This window comes from Novosphingobium indicum (genome assembly GCF_014645195.1).
Taxonomy (GTDB): Bacteria; Pseudomonadota; Alphaproteobacteria; order Sphingomonadales; family Sphingomonadaceae; genus Novosphingobium; species Novosphingobium indicum.
On sequence record NZ_BMLK01000002.1, the window covers coordinates 260,689 to 278,059 of the forward strand.

Annotated in this window: 18 protein-coding genes and 1 tRNA gene; 13 read left to right on the forward strand and 6 right to left on the reverse strand. The window is 63.1% G+C overall.

What is annotated here, in order from left to right:
- Window positions 1–20 precede the first annotated feature (20 nt).
- Both IEX64_RS02980 and IEX64_RS02985 read left to right on the forward strand, forming a co-directional pair.
- Entirely contained in the window at window positions 21–491 is a 471-nt protein-coding gene (locus tag IEX64_RS02980; protein ID WP_188818089.1) for a (2Fe-2S)-binding protein, read from the forward strand.
- The gene (locus IEX64_RS02985; protein WP_188818091.1) at window positions 488–2,695 is read left to right on the forward strand and encodes a xanthine dehydrogenase family protein molybdopterin-binding subunit; all 2,208 of its coding nucleotides are present in this window, start codon (window positions 488–490) and stop codon (window positions 2,693–2,695) included. The genes IEX64_RS02980 and IEX64_RS02985 overlap by 4 nt, the downstream gene beginning before the upstream one ends.
- A 192-nt stretch (window positions 2,696–2,887) precedes the next feature.
- Here the strand turns inward: IEX64_RS02985 and IEX64_RS02990 are convergent.
- Together IEX64_RS02990 and yghU are read right to left on the reverse strand one after the other, a co-directional pair.
- Window positions 2,888–2,962: transfer RNA gene (locus tag IEX64_RS02990), tRNA-Gln, on the reverse strand.
- A 111-nt stretch (window positions 2,963–3,073) separates the two neighbouring features.
- Window positions 3,074–3,922: a glutathione-dependent disulfide-bond oxidoreductase gene (yghU, locus tag IEX64_RS02995; RefSeq protein ID WP_188818093.1), complete on the reverse strand. Its 849-nt coding sequence runs from the start codon at window positions 3,920–3,922 to the stop codon at window positions 3,074–3,076.
- Between the two features lie 178 nt (window positions 3,923–4,100).
- Between yghU and IEX64_RS03000 the strand changes: the two genes are divergently transcribed.
- The 4 genes from IEX64_RS03000 (at window position 4,101) to IEX64_RS03015 (ending at window position 7,038) form a co-directional block, all read left to right on the forward strand.
- Entirely contained in the window at window positions 4,101–4,700 is a 600-nt protein-coding gene (locus IEX64_RS03000; RefSeq protein ID WP_188818095.1) for a DUF7700 domain-containing protein, read from the forward strand.
- A gap of 74 nt (window positions 4,701–4,774) precedes the next feature.
- Window positions 4,775–5,401: a TetR/AcrR family transcriptional regulator gene (locus IEX64_RS03005; RefSeq protein ID WP_188818097.1), complete on the forward strand. Its 627-nt coding sequence runs from the start codon at window positions 4,775–4,777 to the stop codon at window positions 5,399–5,401.
- A gap of 96 nt (window positions 5,402–5,497) precedes the next feature.
- Window positions 5,498–6,697 (forward strand): aromatic ring-hydroxylating oxygenase subunit alpha, encoded by a 1,200-nt coding sequence (locus IEX64_RS03010; protein WP_188818099.1) that lies wholly within the window; start codon window positions 5,498–5,500, stop codon window positions 6,695–6,697.
- On the forward strand, window positions 6,694–7,038 hold the full coding sequence (locus tag IEX64_RS03015) for a hypothetical protein (protein WP_188818101.1): 345 nt from the start codon (window positions 6,694–6,696) through the stop codon (window positions 7,036–7,038). Before IEX64_RS03010 ends, IEX64_RS03015 begins: the two co-directional genes overlap by 4 nt.
- Window positions 7,039–7,131: 93 nt before the next feature.
- On the opposite strand, the gene IEX64_RS03020 is transcribed toward IEX64_RS03015, so the two are convergent.
- The 4 genes from IEX64_RS03020 to IEX64_RS03035 form a co-directional block, all read right to left on the reverse strand.
- Window positions 7,132–8,232 (reverse strand): branched-chain amino acid aminotransferase, encoded by a 1,101-nt coding sequence (locus IEX64_RS03020; RefSeq protein ID WP_188818103.1) that lies wholly within the window; start codon window positions 8,230–8,232, stop codon window positions 7,132–7,134.
- 194 nt (window positions 8,233–8,426) lie between these two features.
- Window positions 8,427–9,086 carry an OmpA family protein gene (locus IEX64_RS03025; RefSeq protein ID WP_188818105.1) on the reverse strand — a complete coding sequence of 220 codons (660 nt, stop codon included), beginning with the start codon at window positions 9,084–9,086 and terminating at the stop codon, window positions 8,427–8,429.
- Window positions 9,083–10,921: a cation:proton antiporter gene (locus IEX64_RS03030; protein ID WP_188818107.1), complete on the reverse strand. Its 1,839-nt coding sequence runs from the start codon at window positions 10,919–10,921 to the stop codon at window positions 9,083–9,085. Before IEX64_RS03030 ends, IEX64_RS03025 begins: the two co-directional genes overlap by 4 nt.
- A 529-nt stretch (window positions 10,922–11,450) precedes the next feature.
- Window positions 11,451–11,984: a hypothetical protein gene (locus IEX64_RS03035; RefSeq protein WP_188818109.1), complete on the reverse strand. Its 534-nt coding sequence runs from the start codon at window positions 11,982–11,984 to the stop codon at window positions 11,451–11,453.
- 67 nt (window positions 11,985–12,051) lie between these two features.
- On the opposite strand from IEX64_RS03035, the gene IEX64_RS03040 reads away from it, so the two are divergent.
- The 7 genes from IEX64_RS03040 to IEX64_RS03070 all read left to right on the forward strand — a co-directional run bounded on the left by IEX64_RS03040 (window position 12,052) and on the right by IEX64_RS03070 (window position 17,369).
- A complete protein-coding gene (locus tag IEX64_RS03040; protein ID WP_188818111.1) occupies window positions 12,052–12,834 on the forward strand; it encodes a TlyA family RNA methyltransferase in 783 nt (260 codons plus the stop codon).
- Window positions 12,835–12,925: 91 nt separating this feature from the next.
- Window positions 12,926–13,480 carry a TspO/MBR family protein gene (locus IEX64_RS03045; protein WP_188818113.1) on the forward strand — a complete coding sequence of 185 codons (555 nt, stop codon included), beginning with the start codon at window positions 12,926–12,928 and terminating at the stop codon, window positions 13,478–13,480.
- A gap of 42 nt (window positions 13,481–13,522) precedes the next feature.
- A complete protein-coding gene (locus IEX64_RS03050; RefSeq protein ID WP_188818115.1) occupies window positions 13,523–13,777 on the forward strand; it encodes an accessory factor UbiK family protein in 255 nt (84 codons plus the stop codon).
- Between the two features lie 50 nt (window positions 13,778–13,827).
- Window positions 13,828–14,433: a DNA repair protein RecO gene (gene recO, locus IEX64_RS03055; RefSeq protein ID WP_188818117.1), complete on the forward strand. Its 606-nt coding sequence runs from the start codon at window positions 13,828–13,830 to the stop codon at window positions 14,431–14,433.
- Window positions 14,434–14,452: 19 nt separating this feature from the next.
- Complete coding sequence (gene leuB, locus IEX64_RS03060) at window positions 14,453–15,496, forward strand: 3-isopropylmalate dehydrogenase (protein ID WP_188818244.1); 1,044 nt, start codon at window positions 14,453–14,455, stop codon at window positions 15,494–15,496.
- Between the two features lie 45 nt (window positions 15,497–15,541).
- Window positions 15,542–16,729, forward strand: coding sequence for a glycosyltransferase (locus tag IEX64_RS03065; protein WP_188818119.1), 1,188 nt, complete (start codon window positions 15,542–15,544; stop codon window positions 16,727–16,729).
- Between the two features lie 7 nt (window positions 16,730–16,736).
- Window positions 16,737–17,369 (forward strand): DUF2238 domain-containing protein, encoded by a 633-nt coding sequence (locus IEX64_RS03070; protein WP_188818121.1) that lies wholly within the window; start codon window positions 16,737–16,739, stop codon window positions 17,367–17,369.
- Window positions 17,370–17,371: the final 2 nt, after the last annotated feature.

Genomic DNA, 17,371 nt, shown 5'->3' on the forward strand with positions numbered 1-17,371 from the left:
GCCGTCCATCGGAGTACCAGATGTCTATCGAGTTGACAGTCAATCGGGTGAAGCAAAGCGTTTCGGCGGATCCAGATAAGCCGCTTTTGTGGGTACTGCGCGAAGACCTTCGTCTGCCTGGCACGAAGTTCGGCTGCGGAGCGGGGCTGTGCGGCGCCTGTACCGTGCTGCTTGACGGTCAGGCTATCCGCTCCTGCCAGATGCCGGTCGGATCCGTAGGCTCTGCGGAGATCACGACGATTGAGGATGTCGCTTCGCGGCCGGCGGGCCAGCACATCGTGGCTGCATGGGAAGACCTCGACGTGCCGCAGTGCGGCTATTGTCAGGCGGGGCAGATCATGTCGGCGACCTGGCTTCTCGAACAGATGCCCGATCCGAAGGACGAGGACATCGACGCCATGATGAGCGGCAACATCTGCCGCTGTTCCACATATCTGCGAATTCGCAAGGCGATCAGGCAGGCCGCGACAGCGAAGGGAGCGGCAGCATGAACGCGCCTTCCGCTATGAGCCGCCGGTCGTTTCTTTCGGTGTCGCTGGTGGGCGGCGCTGTCTTGACCTTCGGTGCCTCACTGGCGCTGGCGGGCGAGGGCGAAAAAGAAGGCGTCGAGCCGCCGGTGCTCAATGCCTTCATCCGCATCAATGCCGACAACAGCGTCGTCATCGGTGCCAAGAACCCCGAAATCGGGCAGGGCGTGAAGACGATGCTGCCCATGCTCATCGCCGAGGAACTCGACGTTGACTGGGAGCAAGTCCACATCGAGCAGACGCTGGCCGACGAAAAGATATATGGCCGGCAGAGTGCGGGCGGAAGCCGCTCCACGCCGGTGAACTGGCTGCCGATGCGGCAGGCCGGTGCTGCTGCCCGGGCCATGCTCGCCATGGCCGCGGCGAGCGAGTGGGCTGTAGAGCCTGCGTCTTTGGCCACAGGCAGCGGAATGGTCCGGCACGCGGCCTCCGGGCGGTCCGCGACTTACGCCTCGCTGGCTGCCGTCGCCGCGAAGATCACGCCCCCCGCGCTGGACACCGTGGTGCTCAAGCCGGACGATGCCTTCAAGATCATCGGTACTTCGCGGCGCGGGGGCGATACGCCGGCCATTGTCCGCGGTAAGCCCCTGTTCGGCATCGATACCGAGCTTCCGGGAATGGTCCATGCCGCGCTCGAGGCCTGCCCGGTGTTCCAGGGGACGATCGCCTCGTTCGACGACAAGGCGGTGAAGGCGGTCAAGGGCGTGATTGCCGTGGTGCCGGTCAACACCGGCCTCGTGCCGAAGGGCAAGTTCGATGCCCTGGCGATTGTCGCTGACAGCTGGTGGACGGCGCAGCAGGCCCGCAAGCAGCTCACCGTTGAATGGGACACGGGCACGCTGCGCGCGTACTCGACCGAAGCCTATGGCAAACAGGCCAGCGCGGCTCTCGAGGGCACGCCACAAGGCGATGTTCTAAAGAAGGGCGATGTCGAGACGGCCCTTTCCGGCGCCGCCCGAACCCTCACGGCCCGTTACGACTATCCCTTCCTCGCGCATGCCACGCTGGAGCCGCAGAACTGCACAGGCCTGTTCGAGGACGGAGCCCTCACGCTCTGGGCGCCTTCGCAGGCTCCGGGCAGCGGACGTCGTCAGGTCGCCGAAATGCTCGACATCGCGCCCGACGCGATCACGATCCACATGACCCGGATCGGCGGTGGCTTTGGCCGTCGCCTGATGAGTGACTACATGGTCCAGGTCGCCCAGATCGCCCGCGCCGTGCCGGGAAAACCGGTCAAGATGCTCTACACCCGTGCCGATGATACGCGGCACGACTACTACCGTCCCGGTGGATGGCACGAGCTGACCGCCGGGCTGGACGAAGATGGCCGTCTCGTCGCGCTGAAGGATCATTTCGTGAGCTTCGGTGCCGATGGCGAACCGGTCCGCGCGGCGGAGATGGAGGAAACCGAGTTTCCGGCGCAGATCGTTCCGAATGTCCATTTCGGGGTGACGTATCTGCCGACCAATCTGCCCACCGGCTGGTTGCGCGCGCCGACCTCCAACGCCATGGGCTTCGTCTTCCAGTCTTTTCTGGACGAGGCAGCGGAAGCCGCCGGCATGGACTTGCCCGCCTTCGTGCTGCGCCTTCTGGGCGAGGATCGAGAACTGCCGAAGGTAGGCTACGCATACCAGTTCAACACCGGCCGTGCCCGCAAGGTGATCGAGGAAGTCTGCAAGGTCTCCAACTGGGAGGCCGGGCGTCCCGCGGGCGCGAGCGGCAAAGGAAGGGGCTTCGGTTTCTACTTCAGCCACGCAGGCTACTTCGCTGAAGTGGTGGACGTTGTCGTCTCTCAGGCCGGTGACATAAAGGTCGAGAAAATCTGGGTGGCCGGCGATGTCGGCAGCCACGTGATCAATCCCCTCAACGCGTTGCATCAGGTCCAGGGGGCGGCCATCGAAGGGCTGGCCCAGGCCATGATCGGTCAGAAAGTGGACCAGGCCGAAGGCGCGATTGTTCAGGAGAACTTCGACGGCTTTCCGTTGCTGCGCATAGACGTGGTGCCTCAGGACGTGGCGGTAACGTTCGTCACCTCGCAGTTCCCGCCGACCGGGCTGGGCGAACCGGCATTGCCGCCGGTCATTCCGGCGCTCGCGAATGCGATCCATGCGGCCACCGGAAAAAGGATCCGTTCACTTCCCATGGCACTGCCGGACCAAACGGCCTGAGCGCTCGCCCCGGGTTTGGAGTTGGTCCTCTTCTCTTCGTACTTGAGATGGGTCGAGCCCCAAGGCCAGTTGAGGTTTGGCGGTGTCGCGTCAGGTCCGGGCTGCGAGGGGCCGGCTTGGGACGTCCTGGAACCTGAGGTTATTGAAACTCTTGGATTTAAGCCGCTTCCGGGATGGCCTGGGAAAGAGTGCTGGCTGGGGCGGCAGGATTCGAACCTGCGCATGCCGGTACCAAAAACCGGTGCCTTACCGCTTGGCTACGCCCCAGCAGTCGAGTGCCTCGAGGGCTCCCGATAAGAGGTGCCGCGCTTAGCGGCTAATTCGGGTGCTGAAAAGGCCTTTTGCGGCAAGTTTTCAGCATACTCCCAAAGCGGTCGTCTAGTCGTCCATGACGGCATCGATGTCGGCGGCGCTGTGGCGTTCCGGTGTGAAGCCTTCGCCTTCGCGGTTCACCTTCGAACCGCGTTGCACGGCCTTGCGGGCTCCGATCACATCGACCCAGCGGGCAAGGTTCTTGTAGCTGGCCATGTCGAGGAACGTGGCGGCGTCGTCGTAGGCCTCACCCTTGACCAGACGCGAAAGCCAGGCCCAGGCGGCAATGTCCGCGATCGTATAGCTCTCGCCGGCGAGATAGGGACTCTCCGCCAGACGGCGGTCGGCCACGTCGATTATGCGCTTGGCTTCCATGGCATAGCGGTTGATCGGGTACTCATACTTTTCCGGCGCATAAGCGTAGAAGTGCCCGAACCCGCCGCCGATCATCGGCGCGGTGGACATCTGCCACATCAGCCAGGAAATGCACTCGGCCCGCGGGCCGGGCTCGGTGGGAAGGAGCGTACCGAACTTCTCGGCGAGGTGCATGAGGATCGCGCCGGATTCGAACACGCGGATCGGTTCGGGGCCGGAGCAATCGAGCAGCCCGGGGATCTTCGAGTTGGGATTGACCGATACGAACCCGGAAGAGAACTGGTCGCCCTTGGTGATCGAGATCAACCAGGCATCGTACTCCGCACCGGCATGTCCGGCCTCAAGAAGTTCCTCGAGCATTATGGTCACTTTCTGACCGTTCGGCGTACCAAGGGAATAGAGTTGCAGCGGATGTTCGCCGCGGGGCAGCTCCTTTTCGTGCGTCGGTCCGGCAATCGGGCGATTGATCTTGGCCCATTCGCCGCCGTTTTCCGCATCCCAGGTCCAGACTTTCGGCGGCGTGTAGGTGAGATCGGACATGGGGGGCTCCTTCGTTCCTGCAGTCGCCATCAGGTAGGTGCGCGGCCCGTGCGTAACAAGCATGGCGCGGCCAGAAAGGCACGGCGGCTGGACGTTCGATCAATGCGCTTTGATTGACATGCTCATGGATCGAGCGCGAAATCGGCCCAAGCAGAATGGAAACGGGAGAGAACAAGCCATGGAAGCCAGCGCAACGGCAGCGCCGCCGGCAGCCCCCCTCGGCAATCGTACGGTCGAAACGATCCGGGGGCAGCACCACAAGTTCATGCTGATCCCGATGATCGAGCATCACGCCACCTGGTTCGAGGCGGGGCCGGTTTCCATCGCGGTAGAGGCAAGGGCGCTTGGGGACAGCCCGCAGCGCATGGTGCGCGGGCCCAGCATTCACGTGTTCAGTGCCGCTCGCGACGAGGAGTACATCCGCTTCGATGTCTTTGGGAAAGTCCTGCACTATCACTACATTTTGAACGACCTGCAGCACAACGTCCTGTGGGGTTACGATCCGGATGTGAACGGGCCGATGATCCCTTGGGCGTGTGCCGCACTCCGCGACCGCCTGCCCGTCATGCTACGCCGGGCCGGTGCTGATGCCTTGGCCAGCGAGGTGGAAGAGCAGGGCTGGGATACCTCGGTGCTGGACGCGGTCGCCTCTGCGGCAACCGCCGCCCTTGCCCCGCGCGAGGACGATATGGTCCGGGCCAAGGAAGGCATGGACTGGATGTACGAGTGGAAACGCCGCCATCCGCAGTTCAACACCGTGGAAGAAGGCGAATACTGAAAACCTGTCCGCGAAACACTTGCCGGGGGCAGGGCATATCCCCATGCTGCGCGGGACAACTCGGACAGGAGCATATGGCAAAATCGCAAGGGCCGGCAGGCAGGGATGGTGCTGCCGCGAAGAAGCCAGCGCGTCGGCGCAACAAGGCATTCGATGAAACGCATGTGGCCCTGATCGAGACGGCCGTGCGGCTGGTTTCGGAAAAGGGCATGGAGGCGCTCTCGCTGTCCGAAGTCGCGCGCGAGGCGGGGGTTAATCGCACAACCATCTACTATCATTTCGAGAGCCGCGAGGCTCTGGTGGAAGCGGTTCGCGAGTGGTCCGCACGTCAACTCGCCGCGGCTTTTGCGCCGAGCAGTTCGCGCGAGGATCGCACTCGCTACATCGCGCGCTTCGTGATCGAGAATCCCGAGGTAATCGACCTTTGGGCGGCGGATTTCTTGGCGCCGGGCAAGATCGGCGATCGCTACCCGGAATGGGATGGCCTTGTCGCGGGGATGGCCGAGCAGCTGAAGTCGCAGCCGGAAACAGCGGATATCGATGCGGAGGCGTACTGCACCCTGATGCTGACCTGGGCGATGCTGGGGCCGCGCGTCTATCACAACTCGGTGCGCCCGGATCTTTCCAAAGAAGACGCGATCGAGCGCATGACACGAACCCAGGTCCGGATCCTGCAACTGCACGGAATTGAACCGGGTTAGTTTTTACAACAGGTGTGTTGTAAAATTGGGCTGGCGACGCTATAATGAGTCGCGAGGCCCGGAGTCGTGTGGAAGAACCGGGCGGGAGAGATCGCCATGAATTCACCGAACCCTACGTTCACCCCTGTCGGGCAGGACGCACTCGACTGGCTGGGTACCGATCCGGTCCCGGCGAAGCCCTATTACGACCCTGAATGGTTCGAGCTGGAGCGCGAGGCGGTGTTCCGCCGCAGCTGGCAGCAGATCGGCCATGTTTGCGAATTGCCGGAGAACGGCAGCTTCATCCGCCGCGATCTCGAAGTGCTGGGCGCCTCGCTACTGATCACGCGCGGGCAGGACGGGGAGATCCGGGCCTTCCACAATGTCTGCACCCACCGCGGCACCATTCTTGTCGATGAGGACGAGGGCAAGCGCAATACGTTCAGCTGCCCCTATCACATGTGGACGTTCGGTCTGGATGGGGACCTCATTTCAGCGCCGGACTTCGAATCCTTCCATGTCAGCAAGGCGGAATGCGCACTGCCCGCCGTGGCTTGCGAAGTCGTTGGCGGGTTGATCTTCGTGCACCTCGGCAAGCCCGAGGGCACCTTGCGCGAATGGCTTGGCCCCTACGCGACGAAGCTGGAAATGATGCCGGTCGCACGGGCGACGACGTTCTCCGAGTACGTCTATGAGATCGATGCCAACTGGAAGCTGACCTACGACAACTTCCAGGAGAACTATCACCTGCGCTTCATCCACCCCTCCGCAGCGGGGCCGGTGACGAGCCCGGACAATCCCTTTGCCTATCCGACCGCTTACGATTTCCATGGGCCGCACCGCTCGCAGCGGATCTGGACGAAACCCGACATGGACCCGCCAACCGGCGTGCAGGCCATCGCGTTCCAGCGCGGCGCGGTTCAGGCGATGGCCGACGGCATTCTCGGCACAGAGACGGCGAAGGACTATCTGGGCCTGTTCCCGAACTTCTTCCTGTTCGGCTCGCCGATGCAGCACTTTTCGCACACGGTCTATCCGATCGCTGCGGGCAAGTCGCGCGGGGTGATCCGGCTTTACTGGATCGGCGAGGACGAAACCCCCAGCGAGCGCTTCGCCCGCGAGTACTTTATGGCGACGGCGCGCGACGTTCATACCGAGGACCGCGCGGTGATCGAGCGCGGCCACAAGGGACTGGCGAGCGGTGCGCTCAAGCACATCCATTTCCAGACGCAGGAATCGCTCTGCCGCCATCTGTTCAACATGGTTGCAGAGAAGGTCGAAGCCTACCGGAGCGAGAAGGAAGGAGCCGCAGCATGAGCACGCAGACAATGCTTCCCGAGAGCTTTACGGCACTCGAACCTTTCGCCGTAGACTGGGCTTTGACCGGTTCCGCCGCGCGAGCCGCTCGCCGCGGCAGTTCAACGGCCGAGGAGCGTCAGGCTTTCTATGCGGCGGCTGCGGGCGAACTGCCCCGCGCGCTCGACTATCTCGATGGCAAGGGGTTCGACGCTTTCGATGCTGCGGATGAGCGGTTGATGGCCATGATGCTCAGCCTTGGCCATGTCGCGCTTGCGGTGGAGCAGCAAAAGGATGCCGAGCCACGCCACGCGCGTGATCGGGCGCACATGCAGATCACGAAGACGCCGGCGGGAGCCTGAGGGGCGCTCACAACCCGGCATAACAATACCTCGTCATTCCCGCCTTCGCGGGAATGACGAGGTTGTATAGAGGGAGCATTGCTCGCCGCCGGATCAGCCGATCTTGTGAACCCAGCCGTGGGTGTCTTCGGCTTCACCGCGCTGGATGGCAACAAGGCGGTTCTTGAGTTTTTGGGTGAGTTGCCCGGGGCCACCCGAGCCGATGGTGAATTCGACATCGCGGCCCGAGACCTTGCCGACGGGCGTCACGACCGCAGCGGTACCACAGGCGAACGTCTCGACCAGCTTGCCCGAAGCAGCATCCTCGCGCCACTGTTCTAGGCTGTAGCGACCTTCGACCACGTTCAGCCCCTCTTCGCGTGCCAGCGTCAGCAGGCTGTCGCGGGTGATGCCGGCAAGGATCGTGCCGGTGAGGGCCGGGGTCAGCAGGGTGCCGTCCTCGAAGGCGAAATAGAGATTCATGCCGCCCAGTTCCTCGATCCACTTGTGCTCGGCGGCATCGAGAAAGACGACCTGGTCGTGCCCGCGGTCGATGGCTTCGCCTTGCGGCACGAGGCTGGCGGCGTAGTTGCCACCGCACTTGGCTGCGCCGGTGCCGCCCGGAGCGGCACGTGTATATTCGCTCACCCAGATCGAAACGGCCGGGGCACCGGACTTGAAATAATTGCCCGCAGGGCTGGCAATGACGATGAACTTGTAGCTCTTGGCCGGGCGCACGCCGAGGAAGGCCTCGGTGGCGATCATGAAGGGACGCAGATAGAGCGAGGCGCCTTCCGCATCGGGGATCCACGCACGGTCGATCTGGACCAGACGCTCGACCGCCTCGACGAACAGGTTTTCGGGAAGGGTCGGCATGGCCAGACGCTCGGCGGACCGGTTGAACCGCGCCGCGTTCGCTTTGGGTCGGAAGAGCGCGATCGAACCGTCAGCCTGCTTGTAGGCCTTGAGCCCTTCGAAGATTTCCTGCGCGTAATGAAGAACCGCAGCAGCCGGATCGAGCGCAATAGGCTCACGCGGGCCCATCGTAGCATTGTGCCAGCCTTGTCCCTCGGTCCATTCGATCACCACCATGTGATCGGTGAAGTTGGTCCCGAAGCCCGGATTGGCGAGTACGGCTTCGCGCGTCTCGTCGCTGGCAGGTGCGGGGTGGGGCAGGGTAGTGAACTTCAGGCCGGCATCGGCGAGACTCGCCATGGAACGTGAATCCTTGCAAGGTGGTTACTGCGCGCCGTTGAACGAAAATTACGTAACCTGCAATGGAAAAGTAATTTTGCATCCCGGCCCGTTTGTCATAGCATGGTGGTTGATGGGCGCAAATGGGCGGTTTGCCTCATATCCCGGAGCGGCTCGAGGGTTCTTTCCCGATCCGGCGCTATTGGGCCATATGATCAATCTTCCGAGGTGTCGGCCGCGTCTTCCGTGTTCTCCGTCGGCTGTGCAGCGGGCTCGTCTGCGGGAGGTTCCACGCGCAGCTCCACCCGGCGGTTCTTGGCGCGGCCCTCGGGATTGTCGCTGCCGTCAAGATTGCGATTGGGAGCAACGGGACGGCTTTCGCCAAGCGGGATCACTGTCATACGATCAGCGGCCACGCCCTTTTCCTCCAGATAGTCGCGTACCGCCTCCGCCCGCTTGCGCGAGGCTTTCAGGTTGATCGTGTCGGTGCCACGGGAATCGGTGTGGCCCCAGATCGTTATCGGGCCACCGGCCTTGAAGGTCGGGCTCGCCATCAGGGTATCGATGGCGGCGAGGCCGGCATCATCGGGCTCATCGCTCTTGTCTGGGAAGCGAACGGCAATCTGCTCCGGTTCGAGCGGCGGAGGCGCGATGGGAGAGGGAGTTACCTCCGGCCGGATGATGGACTTCTTCGGTTCTGCGGTCGGTTCCGTCTGGGTGGCGCTTGCCACCGGTCCGGGAAGGGCTGTCGCCTCGGCGTCTCCGCTCGGCTGCGTATCAGGCGCTTGCGAGGTGTCGCAGCCGGCGAGCGGCACGGTCGCGGCGAACAGGGTGGCTATCAGCAATCCGGTGCGGAGTTTGGGGTCGCTGATCATGCTTTTGCCTCCTTGTTCTTTTGCGCGGCTTTCGGCTGCCCGGCTGTGCCATGGCGAGAGGGGCCATAGGAAATCATCACGTCTCCCGGCTGCGGCGTCGGGCGCGTCGCGTGCGTGAAGAAGCGGATCCTGCCATCCTTGGAGAGCAGGAACAGCATGTTCGCTTCGTTGGGCAGCGTGGCCTGCGCATCCTTGAAGTCGAACTGGTCGCTGATCCGGGTCTTGCGGAACGTCCAGCCTTCCCGCTCGCGCTGGATGATCTCCTCCACACCGATGCCGGATGTGAACACCGCGCGGCCCTGCAGCGCTTCGGGCAGGCTGCGGTGATCCTCGTCGTCGCCAGTGCCGCCGAGCTGATAGACCGAATCGCGGCCGAAATCGGGCGCAAACTCGTTGCAGACCAGAGCGTTGTAGGCCTCGTTCTGCGAGGTTGCGACGAGCACCTGGAACTGGGTGATGTCGAGCCGCTCTTCGGTGGATTCGGCCAGAATCTCGCCGTGATAGGTGGGGATGCCCGCCTGACGGGGGCCGGACAAGCGCTCCCAGCTGGTGTCGCAGATCGTGACCGGCAGATCGAGCGAGCGCACCTGCTCGGCCAGCGCGAGGCTCCACGAGTTGCTGCCTGCGAGCAGCAGACCCTTCTTTTGCGCGCCAGTGACCTTGAGCCAGCGGGCGACATGGCGAATGCTGAAACCGTGAGCGATGATCGTGGCGATCACGACGGCAAACGAGAGCGCGACGAGAATGCTGCCGTCTGCATAGCCGAGCTGGTTCAGGCGCAGGGCGAACAGGCCGGAGATGGCAACGGCCACCACACCGCGCGGGGCGATCCAGGCGAGCAGTAGCCGTTCATTCCAGGGGATCTTGCTGAAAGCGAGGCTCAGCAGCACGGTAACCGGACGGACGATGAACAGCAGAACCACCAGGAAGGCCAGGAACCGCCATTCGAACTGGCGGAGCACGTCAAGATCCAGCGATGCCGAAAGCAGCACGAAAACGCCCGATATCAGGAGAACGGTGATGTTTTCCTTGAAAGGGTGAATGTCGCGCATGCTGTCCATGCGCATGTTGGCAAGGGCGATGCCGGTGACCGTGACCGCGAGCAGGCCGGTTTCCTGCTGGATGAAGTTGGACAGCACGAACGTGCCGATCACCGCGACCAGCAGCACCGGCGCCTTAAGGTATTCCGGCACGTGTCCACGCGGAAAAGCCCAGGCAATGACCTTGGCAACGGCATAGCCGATGAAGCCGGCGATGACGGCCGCGCCGAGCAGCGAGATGATTACCGAAAGCAACGTGCCGCCTTCGTCCGACCGGCGCAGGTATTCGTACGTGAACACGGCGCAAAGCGCGCCGATGGGATCGTTGACGATGGCTTCCCACTTGAGAATGGCGCGTGGCCTGGGGGCGACGTTGCTCTGGCGCAGCAGGGGCAGAACGACCGTCGGGCCGGTCACGATGAGAATGCCGGCGAACAGCATGGCCACCGGCCAGACGAGCCCGGCGACGTAGTAGCAGGCCACTGCGCCTACCAGCCAGCCGACCGGTACGCCGATGAACACCAGACGCGATACCGCGCCTTCAGTCTTGCGCAGTTCGCGGAAATTGAGGTTGAGCCCGCCTTCGAAAAGGATCAGCGCGACCGACACCGACACGATCGGTTCGAGCAGTTCGCCGAAGGTTTCCTCCGGCATGATGAGGCCGGTTACCGGGCCGGCGAGAACGCCCGCCGCAAGCATGAGTGCGATGGCGGGCCAGCCGGTTCGCCAGGCGATCCATTGCGCGCCGATGCCGATGATACCGATCAGCGCGAATACGAGGGCGTGGTGCTCCATGAGAGCGGCATACTCCACGTGGGGGGTAAAGTTAATCGAGGGATGTAAACGATCGCCGGGCGGAAAGGTTTTCGAGGGTGCTCAAATGAGAAGGGCCGCACCGATCACTCGGTACGGCCCTTCGCATGGTCAGCGGCCGGGAAGTGCCGCCAGCGAAGCCTTTATCGCGTACTCAGAAAATCAGCGATAATGCCTCGCGACGGAAATTGCCGACCTCTCTGCTGAACCATGAGACATCGGATCACCTCCTTTCGCGCTGTTGAGCCAAGAACGCCGCATTATGCGACTGAGACTTTGGTCGTTTCCGGGCGCGTATCCCGGGTCCCGCCGTCTTGAGAAATGTGTGTCCGATTCCGCAACGCACAACAAGACTTGCAATCATTTTTTTTCCGGTCATTATCAGCACTTCCGGCCAGTTTTCCCCAGCTGCGCAGCGACTTGCAGGCACAGTTCGGGGCACCGAAGAGTGCGGCCGGAACGTTTCCCGATAGTTGGTATTGTTGGCTTTTTAGGGCCCACCCGCTGTGCGTCAGCGGCAATCCTCGATGACTCGCGAGACTTCGGTCCAGCTCGGGATGTAGAGCGGATCGCTGCCGGCGACCTCCACGGCAAAGCGGCCGCGACTGAAAGCCATATCGTCAAGCAGAGGATCGCGCGCATCCAGCGATGCGGCGACGCCTCCCGCGACCGGATTGGCGACCAGCGAGCGATTCCCCTGGGTAGTGCTGATCAGCATTTGCGCCTGCGTCGTCGTTCCGGAAGCAGCGCGCGTCAGTGTGATGGTGCGGCTTTCCCGGTTGCAATGCATCTTGAACAGGCCTCCGGCGAAAACCGCCTGAGATCCGGTGACGGGCCGACTCCAACTCCAGTCGCCCGGCGTGGCAGGCATGTCTCGCCAGTTGGCAATAGGCCGGACCGTTGCCACGGGCTTCGGCGTCGGCTGCGCCGTCGGCGAAGATACAGGCGTGGGGGCAGGCGCGGGGCGTTGCGGCACGCAGGCAGCCAGCACCAGCGCCGATGAAAGCGCCGTCAATGGCAGGAAGCGGGACAGGGGGGCGTGCATGCGCGAATTTGCCTTCATGCCCCCGGTATGGAATGACACGCGCCTTACCTCAAGTGCACAAGTCCCCATGACCGACCCATCCGCCTCTCGTCCTGTCGAAAAACACCGCGCGCCGGCAAAAGGACGCGTCGATCAGATGTTGGTCGATCGCGGTCTGGCCGAGAGCCGAACGCGTGCACAGGCCTTCATCCTCGCGGGGCTGGTCTACTCCGGCGAAACGAAGATCGCCAAGCCGGGACAGAATTTGAAAGCCGATGCCCCGCTCGAAGTGCGCGGGCGCGATCATCCCTGGGTGTCGCGCGGAGGCATCAAGCTGGCCCATGCCATCGAGCATTTCGATCTGGATCCCACAGGGGCCATTGCAATGGATGTGGGCAGCTCGACTGGCGGTTTCACCGATGTTCTGCTCAGCAAGGGCGCGACCCGTGTCTTCGCCGTCGATTCCGGAACCAATCAGCTTGCCTGGAAGCTGCGTCAGGATCCGCGCGTGACTGTGCTGGAAAAGACAAGTGCCCGAATCCTCACGCCCGAGATGATCGACGCGCCGTGCAACTGGGTGGTGTGCGATGCGAGTTTCATCGGGCTGGCCAAGGTGCTGGAAGTGCCCTTGCGCCTCGCCGCACCCGACTGCCGGCTGGTGGCCCTGATCAAGCCACAGTTCGAAGTGGGGCGCAACGAAGTGGGCAAGGGCGGTGTCGTTCGCGATCCGGCATTGCATGCCCGCGTCTGCGATGAAGTGCGCGAATGGCTTGAAAGCCATGGCTGGGAAATTCAGGGCATTGTCGAAAGCCCGATCAAGGGGCCGGAAGGCAATGTGGAGTTTCTCGTTTCGGCACGCCGCGGCAATTGACTGTTAGCAGACGATTGCAACCTTTGCCTTCGCACTGCACAAAACCGCGCCGTCCTCATGGTCTTTCCTGATTCGGGAGTTATTTCGCGGAATGAACCTGCTTGCCTCCTCCGGCCAGTTGCGTGCCAGTTTTTTGCGTTGGGCTCTGGTTTGCGTTCCCGTCATCGTCCTTCTCGGCTTCCTTTCGGGCAAAGTCGCGCAGAGCGGGCCGGATGATCCTTGGTTTGCCGCGCTGACCAAGCCCGCGGCCTATCCGCCGCCGGCGCTGTTCGGAATCGTGTGGACCATTCTCTACGTGCTGATGGGCATTGCTCTGGCGCTTGTGCTGTCGGCTCGCGGTGCGCGCGGGCGCGGAGCGGCAGCGGGAGTGTTCGCCGTACAGTTCGCGCTCAACCTCGCATGGTCGCCGGTCTTCTTCGGCATGCACCTGCTGACGGCTTCGCTGATCGTCATCGGCCTCCTCGATGTGCTGGTGATCGTCACCATCGCCCTGTTCGGGAAAGTCCGGCCGGTCGCGGCCATGCTGCTCATTCCGTATCTGGCATGGGTTCTCTTCGCGACCTATCTCAATTTCGCGTTCTGGCAGGCCAACCCCACGATGGACGGTGTCGACGGCGGCGGGGCAGTTGTTCGTTATGAAATCTGATCCCCACTTGCGCGGGCGCGCGAGCGGCTCCATCTAGCGTCCATGCAAAGCGAAAACCCCTTTATCGCCGATTTCACCAAGATGATGAACAGCGCGGCCGGCACGCTGGCCGGCATGGGTCGCGAAGCCCGCGAGAACGCGCGCGAGCGGTTCAAGGAGTTCATGGGCGACATGGACTTCGTGAGCCGCGAGGAGTTCGAGGCCGTGAAGGAAATGGCCGCGACTGCCCGCGCCGAAGCGGATGCGCTCAAGGCCCGTCTTGATGCGATCGAAGCGAAGCTGAACGCCGCCGGCTGACGCTGCAGGCGGCTCTTGCCGCCGCGGCCCCGACGTTCCAGACAGGCGCCATGCACTTTCGCGCGCCCGCCCTTGTTTGCGCCACACACGCCCATGGCGAGACCGCCGTCATCGCCCGGTTGCTGACGGCCGAGTATGGGCTTGTGGCGGCCTACATCGCCGGGGGCAGGGGGCGGCAACTGCGCCCGGTGCTGATACCCGGCAACGTGGTGGAAGCCGAAGTTCGCTCCAAGACCGAAAGCCAGCTTCCCTTTGCCCGCCTCGAACTCCTGCAGAGCCGAGGGCCGTGGCTGACTGAGCCGCTACCGGCTGCCGCCATTGCCTGGGTTACGGCGCTCACGGCAATTGCCTTGCCCGAACGGCATCCCTATCCCGCCCTGCATGAAGCCCTGACTGGCCTGATCGAAGCAGTGTGCGTAGCCCCCTCGGCCCGAGGTTGGGCCTTGCCGCTGCTTTCCTATGAAGTCCTGTTGCTGCGCGAACTGGGTTACGGCGTTCCCGTAGGGCGTCCGGACCAGTCGGACTGGACGGAAATTCTGGCAGCCTTCGATCGCATCGGGCGTGAATTGGCACGCTACCCGCTTGCCGATCGCCGCAGAGACGTTATGGCGACGCGCGTCCTGCTGCGTGAGCGGCTGAAGCGGATCGAAGGCTGATATTATGACCAAGAACTCCATGCGTATTGCGGTTTTTGCCGGCGACGGGATTGGCCCCGAAGTGACCGAACAGGCGGTGCGTGTGCTGGAGGCTCTCGGTCTCGACGGGCTGGAACTGGTCGAAGGCGATGTCGGCGGCATGGCCTATCGCAAGCACGGGCACCCGCTGCCGCCGGAAACGCTCGAGACCGCGCGGTCTGCCGATGCCATCCTGTTCGGCGCAGTCGGTGATTTCTCCTGCGATCATCTCGAACGCCATTTGCGTCCGGAGCAGGCGATTCTCGGTCTGCGCAAGGAACTGGGCCTGTTCGCCAACTTGCGTCCGGCGCGCGTCTTTCCCGGTCTCGAAGACCTGACCACGCTGCGCGAGGAAGTGGCGAGCAAGATCGATCTGCTGATCGTTCGCGAACTCAATGGCGACGTCTATTTCGGTGAAAAAGGAATGCGCACGCTTCCCGATGGTCGCCGGCAGGGCTGGGATATGATGTCCTACGCCGAAGACGAAGTGCGTCGGATTGCGCATTCCGGCTTCACCGCCGCGATGGGCCGTTCGAAGAAGTTGTGCTCGGTCGACAAGGCCAACGTTCTGGAGACCTCGCAGCTGTGGCGCGATGTGGTGATCGAAGTTTCCAAGGAATATCCCGAAGTCGAACTCAGCCACATGTACGTGGACAACGCGGCCATGCAGCTGGTTAAGAACCCGGGCCAGTTCGATGTGATCGTGACCGGCAACCTCTTCGGTGACATCCTCAGCGATCAGGCAAGCATGTGCGTGGGCTCGATCGGCCTGCTGGCATCGGCGAGCCTTGCCGAGGGAACCTATGGCCTTTACGAGCCGATCCACGGTTCCGCGCCCGATATTGCCGGCAAGGGACTGGCCAATCCGATGGCCACGATCCTGTCGGCCGCAATGTTGCTGCGCCACTCGCTTGGACTGGAAGAACAGGCCGTACGCATCGAGAATGCCGTGGCTGGCGCGCTGTCCGCAGGTGTGAAGGGCGGGGACCTCGGCGGCGCGGCCGGTACGCGTGAAATTGGCGACGCGGTGGTCGAACGCCTCTAAAACCGATAATGGTTTATTGAGGTTCACCTTGTATATGCGGGGCGCATGAACATCACCAGTTCCGAACTTGCCCAGGCCGCAGACGCCGCTGTCGATGCCGCAATCCGGCCTCTGGATCTGGCTGTCGTCCTGCCGACCTTCAACGAGCGCAAGAACGTCGCGACCATGATCGAGCGCCTTGAAAAGGCACTTGAAGGTATCGCGTGGGAAGCGATTTTCGTCGACGACAACAGCCCTGACGGTACGTCCGACGAAGCCCGGCGCCTGTCACAGGTCGATCCGCGCGTGCGTTGCATCCAGCGCATCGGGCGCCGCGGTCTTGCCAGCGCCGCGATTGAAGGCATGTGCTCTACCGGGGCGCCGGTTGTCGCCGTCATGGACGCCGATCACCAGCACGACCCGGCGCTGCTGCCGCAGATGCTGGAGGCCATCAAGTCCGGGGAATACGACCTCGCCTATGCCTCGCGCTTTGCAGAGGGCGCGAGCACTGAGGCATGGGGCCGGCCGGACCGCGTCAAGGCTTCGGGCCTTGCCAACAAGATCGCCAACAAGGTCACCGGCGTCGAACTGACCGATCCGATGAGCGGCTTTTTCATGCTGCCCACGGAAACGCTTCGTGCCGATGCGCATCGCCTGTCGGGCGTGGGTTTCAAGATCCTGCTCGATATCCTGGCCACGGTCGACCGGCCGCTACGGGTCAAGGAATTCCCCCTGAACTTCGCTGCCCGTGCGGAAGGCGAAAGCAAGCTGGATCAGACCGTCGTGTTCGAATTCCTCGTAGGTCTTTACGACAAGTGGCTGGGTCGCATCATTCCCACACGCTTTGCGCTGTTCGGCACTGTCGGTGCCCTCGGCGTACTGGTGCAGCTCGGGGCCCTGTGGGCGTTGCTCCACCTCGTTTTCGCCGAGCGCTTCGTTTACGGCAACTGGTCCGAAAGCACGACGTTCAACACCGCCAATACGCTGGCGGCGGTCATCGCGATGACTTTCAACTTCGTGCTCAACAACGAACTGACCTATTCGGACAAACGCCTGCGCGGCTTTGGCCCGATGATGCGCGGCTGGGCGCAGTTCGGTGTGACCTGCTCGCTGGGATTGCTGACCAACGTCGGTTCCGCTGCCGTGCTCAAGACCATCGGCTTCCACGACATCGTCGCGGTAGTGACGGGCATCATTCTGGGGTCGGTCTGGAACTTCGCGCTGTCGTCCAAATTCGTCTGGGGCAAGTACTGACAAGGCCATGATCGCAAAGGTCCCACGCAGCCAGCTTGTGCTGTTGGGACTGACGGCGGCAGCGGCTGTTTTCAGCCTTATCGACACGCCCTATCCGCGCCTCGCGCCGCTGCAGAACTTGCCGACCCTGGCTGTCGTGGCTGCCATCGCCGTCGCCTTGCGCCGCTGGCCCATGCCGACGAGCGCCGTGATGAGCATCTGCCTGTTCCTGCTCCTGCATACCATCGGCGGGCGCCACATCTATTCGAATGTCCCATACGAGGCTTGGGCGCAGGCGGTCGGTCTGCCGTCCCCCGACAAGGCGCTGGGGCTGACGCGCAATTCCTGGGACCGGCTGGTCCACCTCAGTTTCGGTCTATGCTGGGTCCACCCGGTCGCCACCTGGCTGGCCCGCCACAAGCGGCTGACCATGGCGCTGGCAACCTACATCGCGGTGGAGTTCGTCATCGCCGGCAGCGCGCTGTACGAAATCTTCGAATGGCTGCTGACGGTCTTGATGGCTGGTCCCGATGCGCTCGCATACAACGGTCAGCAAGGTGATCCGTGGGACCCGCAAAAGGATATGGCCTTGGCGACCCTGGGCGCCGTGCTGGCTGCGATAGCGCTTCGCTTTCGTGTCCGTCTGCGCCGCGAGCCCTGAAT

What these genes read in the sequence shown, in the direction of transcription:
- IEX64_RS02980 (WP_188818089.1), top strand. Translation starts at nt 21, where the DNA reads ATGTCTATCGAGTTGACAGTCAATCGGGTGAAGCAAAGCGTTTCGGCG.
- IEX64_RS02985 (WP_188818091.1), top strand. Translation starts at nt 488, where the DNA reads ATGAACGCGCCTTCCGCTATGAGCCGCCGGTCGTTTCTTTCGGTGTCG.
- yghU (WP_188818093.1), bottom strand. Translation starts at nt 3,922, where the DNA reads ATGTCCGATCTCACCTACACGCCGCCGAAAGTCTGGACCTGGGATGCG.
- IEX64_RS03000 (WP_188818095.1), top strand. Translation starts at nt 4,101, where the DNA reads ATGGAAGCCAGCGCAACGGCAGCGCCGCCGGCAGCCCCCCTCGGCAAT.
- IEX64_RS03005 (WP_188818097.1), top strand. Translation starts at nt 4,775, where the DNA reads ATGGCAAAATCGCAAGGGCCGGCAGGCAGGGATGGTGCTGCCGCGAAG.
- IEX64_RS03010 (WP_188818099.1), top strand. Translation starts at nt 5,498, where the DNA reads ATGAATTCACCGAACCCTACGTTCACCCCTGTCGGGCAGGACGCACTC.
- IEX64_RS03015 (WP_188818101.1), top strand. Translation starts at nt 6,694, where the DNA reads ATGAGCACGCAGACAATGCTTCCCGAGAGCTTTACGGCACTCGAACCT.
- IEX64_RS03020 (WP_188818103.1), bottom strand. Translation starts at nt 8,232, where the DNA reads ATGGCGAGTCTCGCCGATGCCGGCCTGAAGTTCACTACCCTGCCCCAC.
- IEX64_RS03025 (WP_188818105.1), bottom strand. Translation starts at nt 9,086, where the DNA reads ATGATCAGCGACCCCAAACTCCGCACCGGATTGCTGATAGCCACCCTG.
- IEX64_RS03030 (WP_188818107.1), bottom strand. Translation starts at nt 10,921, where the DNA reads ATGGAGCACCACGCCCTCGTATTCGCGCTGATCGGTATCATCGGCATC.
- IEX64_RS03035 (WP_188818109.1), bottom strand. Translation starts at nt 11,984, where the DNA reads ATGCACGCCCCCCTGTCCCGCTTCCTGCCATTGACGGCGCTTTCATCG.
- IEX64_RS03040 (WP_188818111.1), top strand. Translation starts at nt 12,052, where the DNA reads ATGACCGACCCATCCGCCTCTCGTCCTGTCGAAAAACACCGCGCGCCG.
- IEX64_RS03045 (WP_188818113.1), top strand. Translation starts at nt 12,926, where the DNA reads ATGAACCTGCTTGCCTCCTCCGGCCAGTTGCGTGCCAGTTTTTTGCGT.
- IEX64_RS03050 (WP_188818115.1), top strand. Translation starts at nt 13,523, where the DNA reads ATGCAAAGCGAAAACCCCTTTATCGCCGATTTCACCAAGATGATGAAC.
- recO (WP_188818117.1), top strand. Translation starts at nt 13,828, where the DNA reads ATGCACTTTCGCGCGCCCGCCCTTGTTTGCGCCACACACGCCCATGGC.
- leuB (WP_188818244.1), top strand. Translation starts at nt 14,453, where the DNA reads ATGCGTATTGCGGTTTTTGCCGGCGACGGGATTGGCCCCGAAGTGACC.
- IEX64_RS03065 (WP_188818119.1), top strand. Translation starts at nt 15,542, where the DNA reads ATGAACATCACCAGTTCCGAACTTGCCCAGGCCGCAGACGCCGCTGTC.
- IEX64_RS03070 (WP_188818121.1), top strand. Translation starts at nt 16,737, where the DNA reads ATGATCGCAAAGGTCCCACGCAGCCAGCTTGTGCTGTTGGGACTGACG.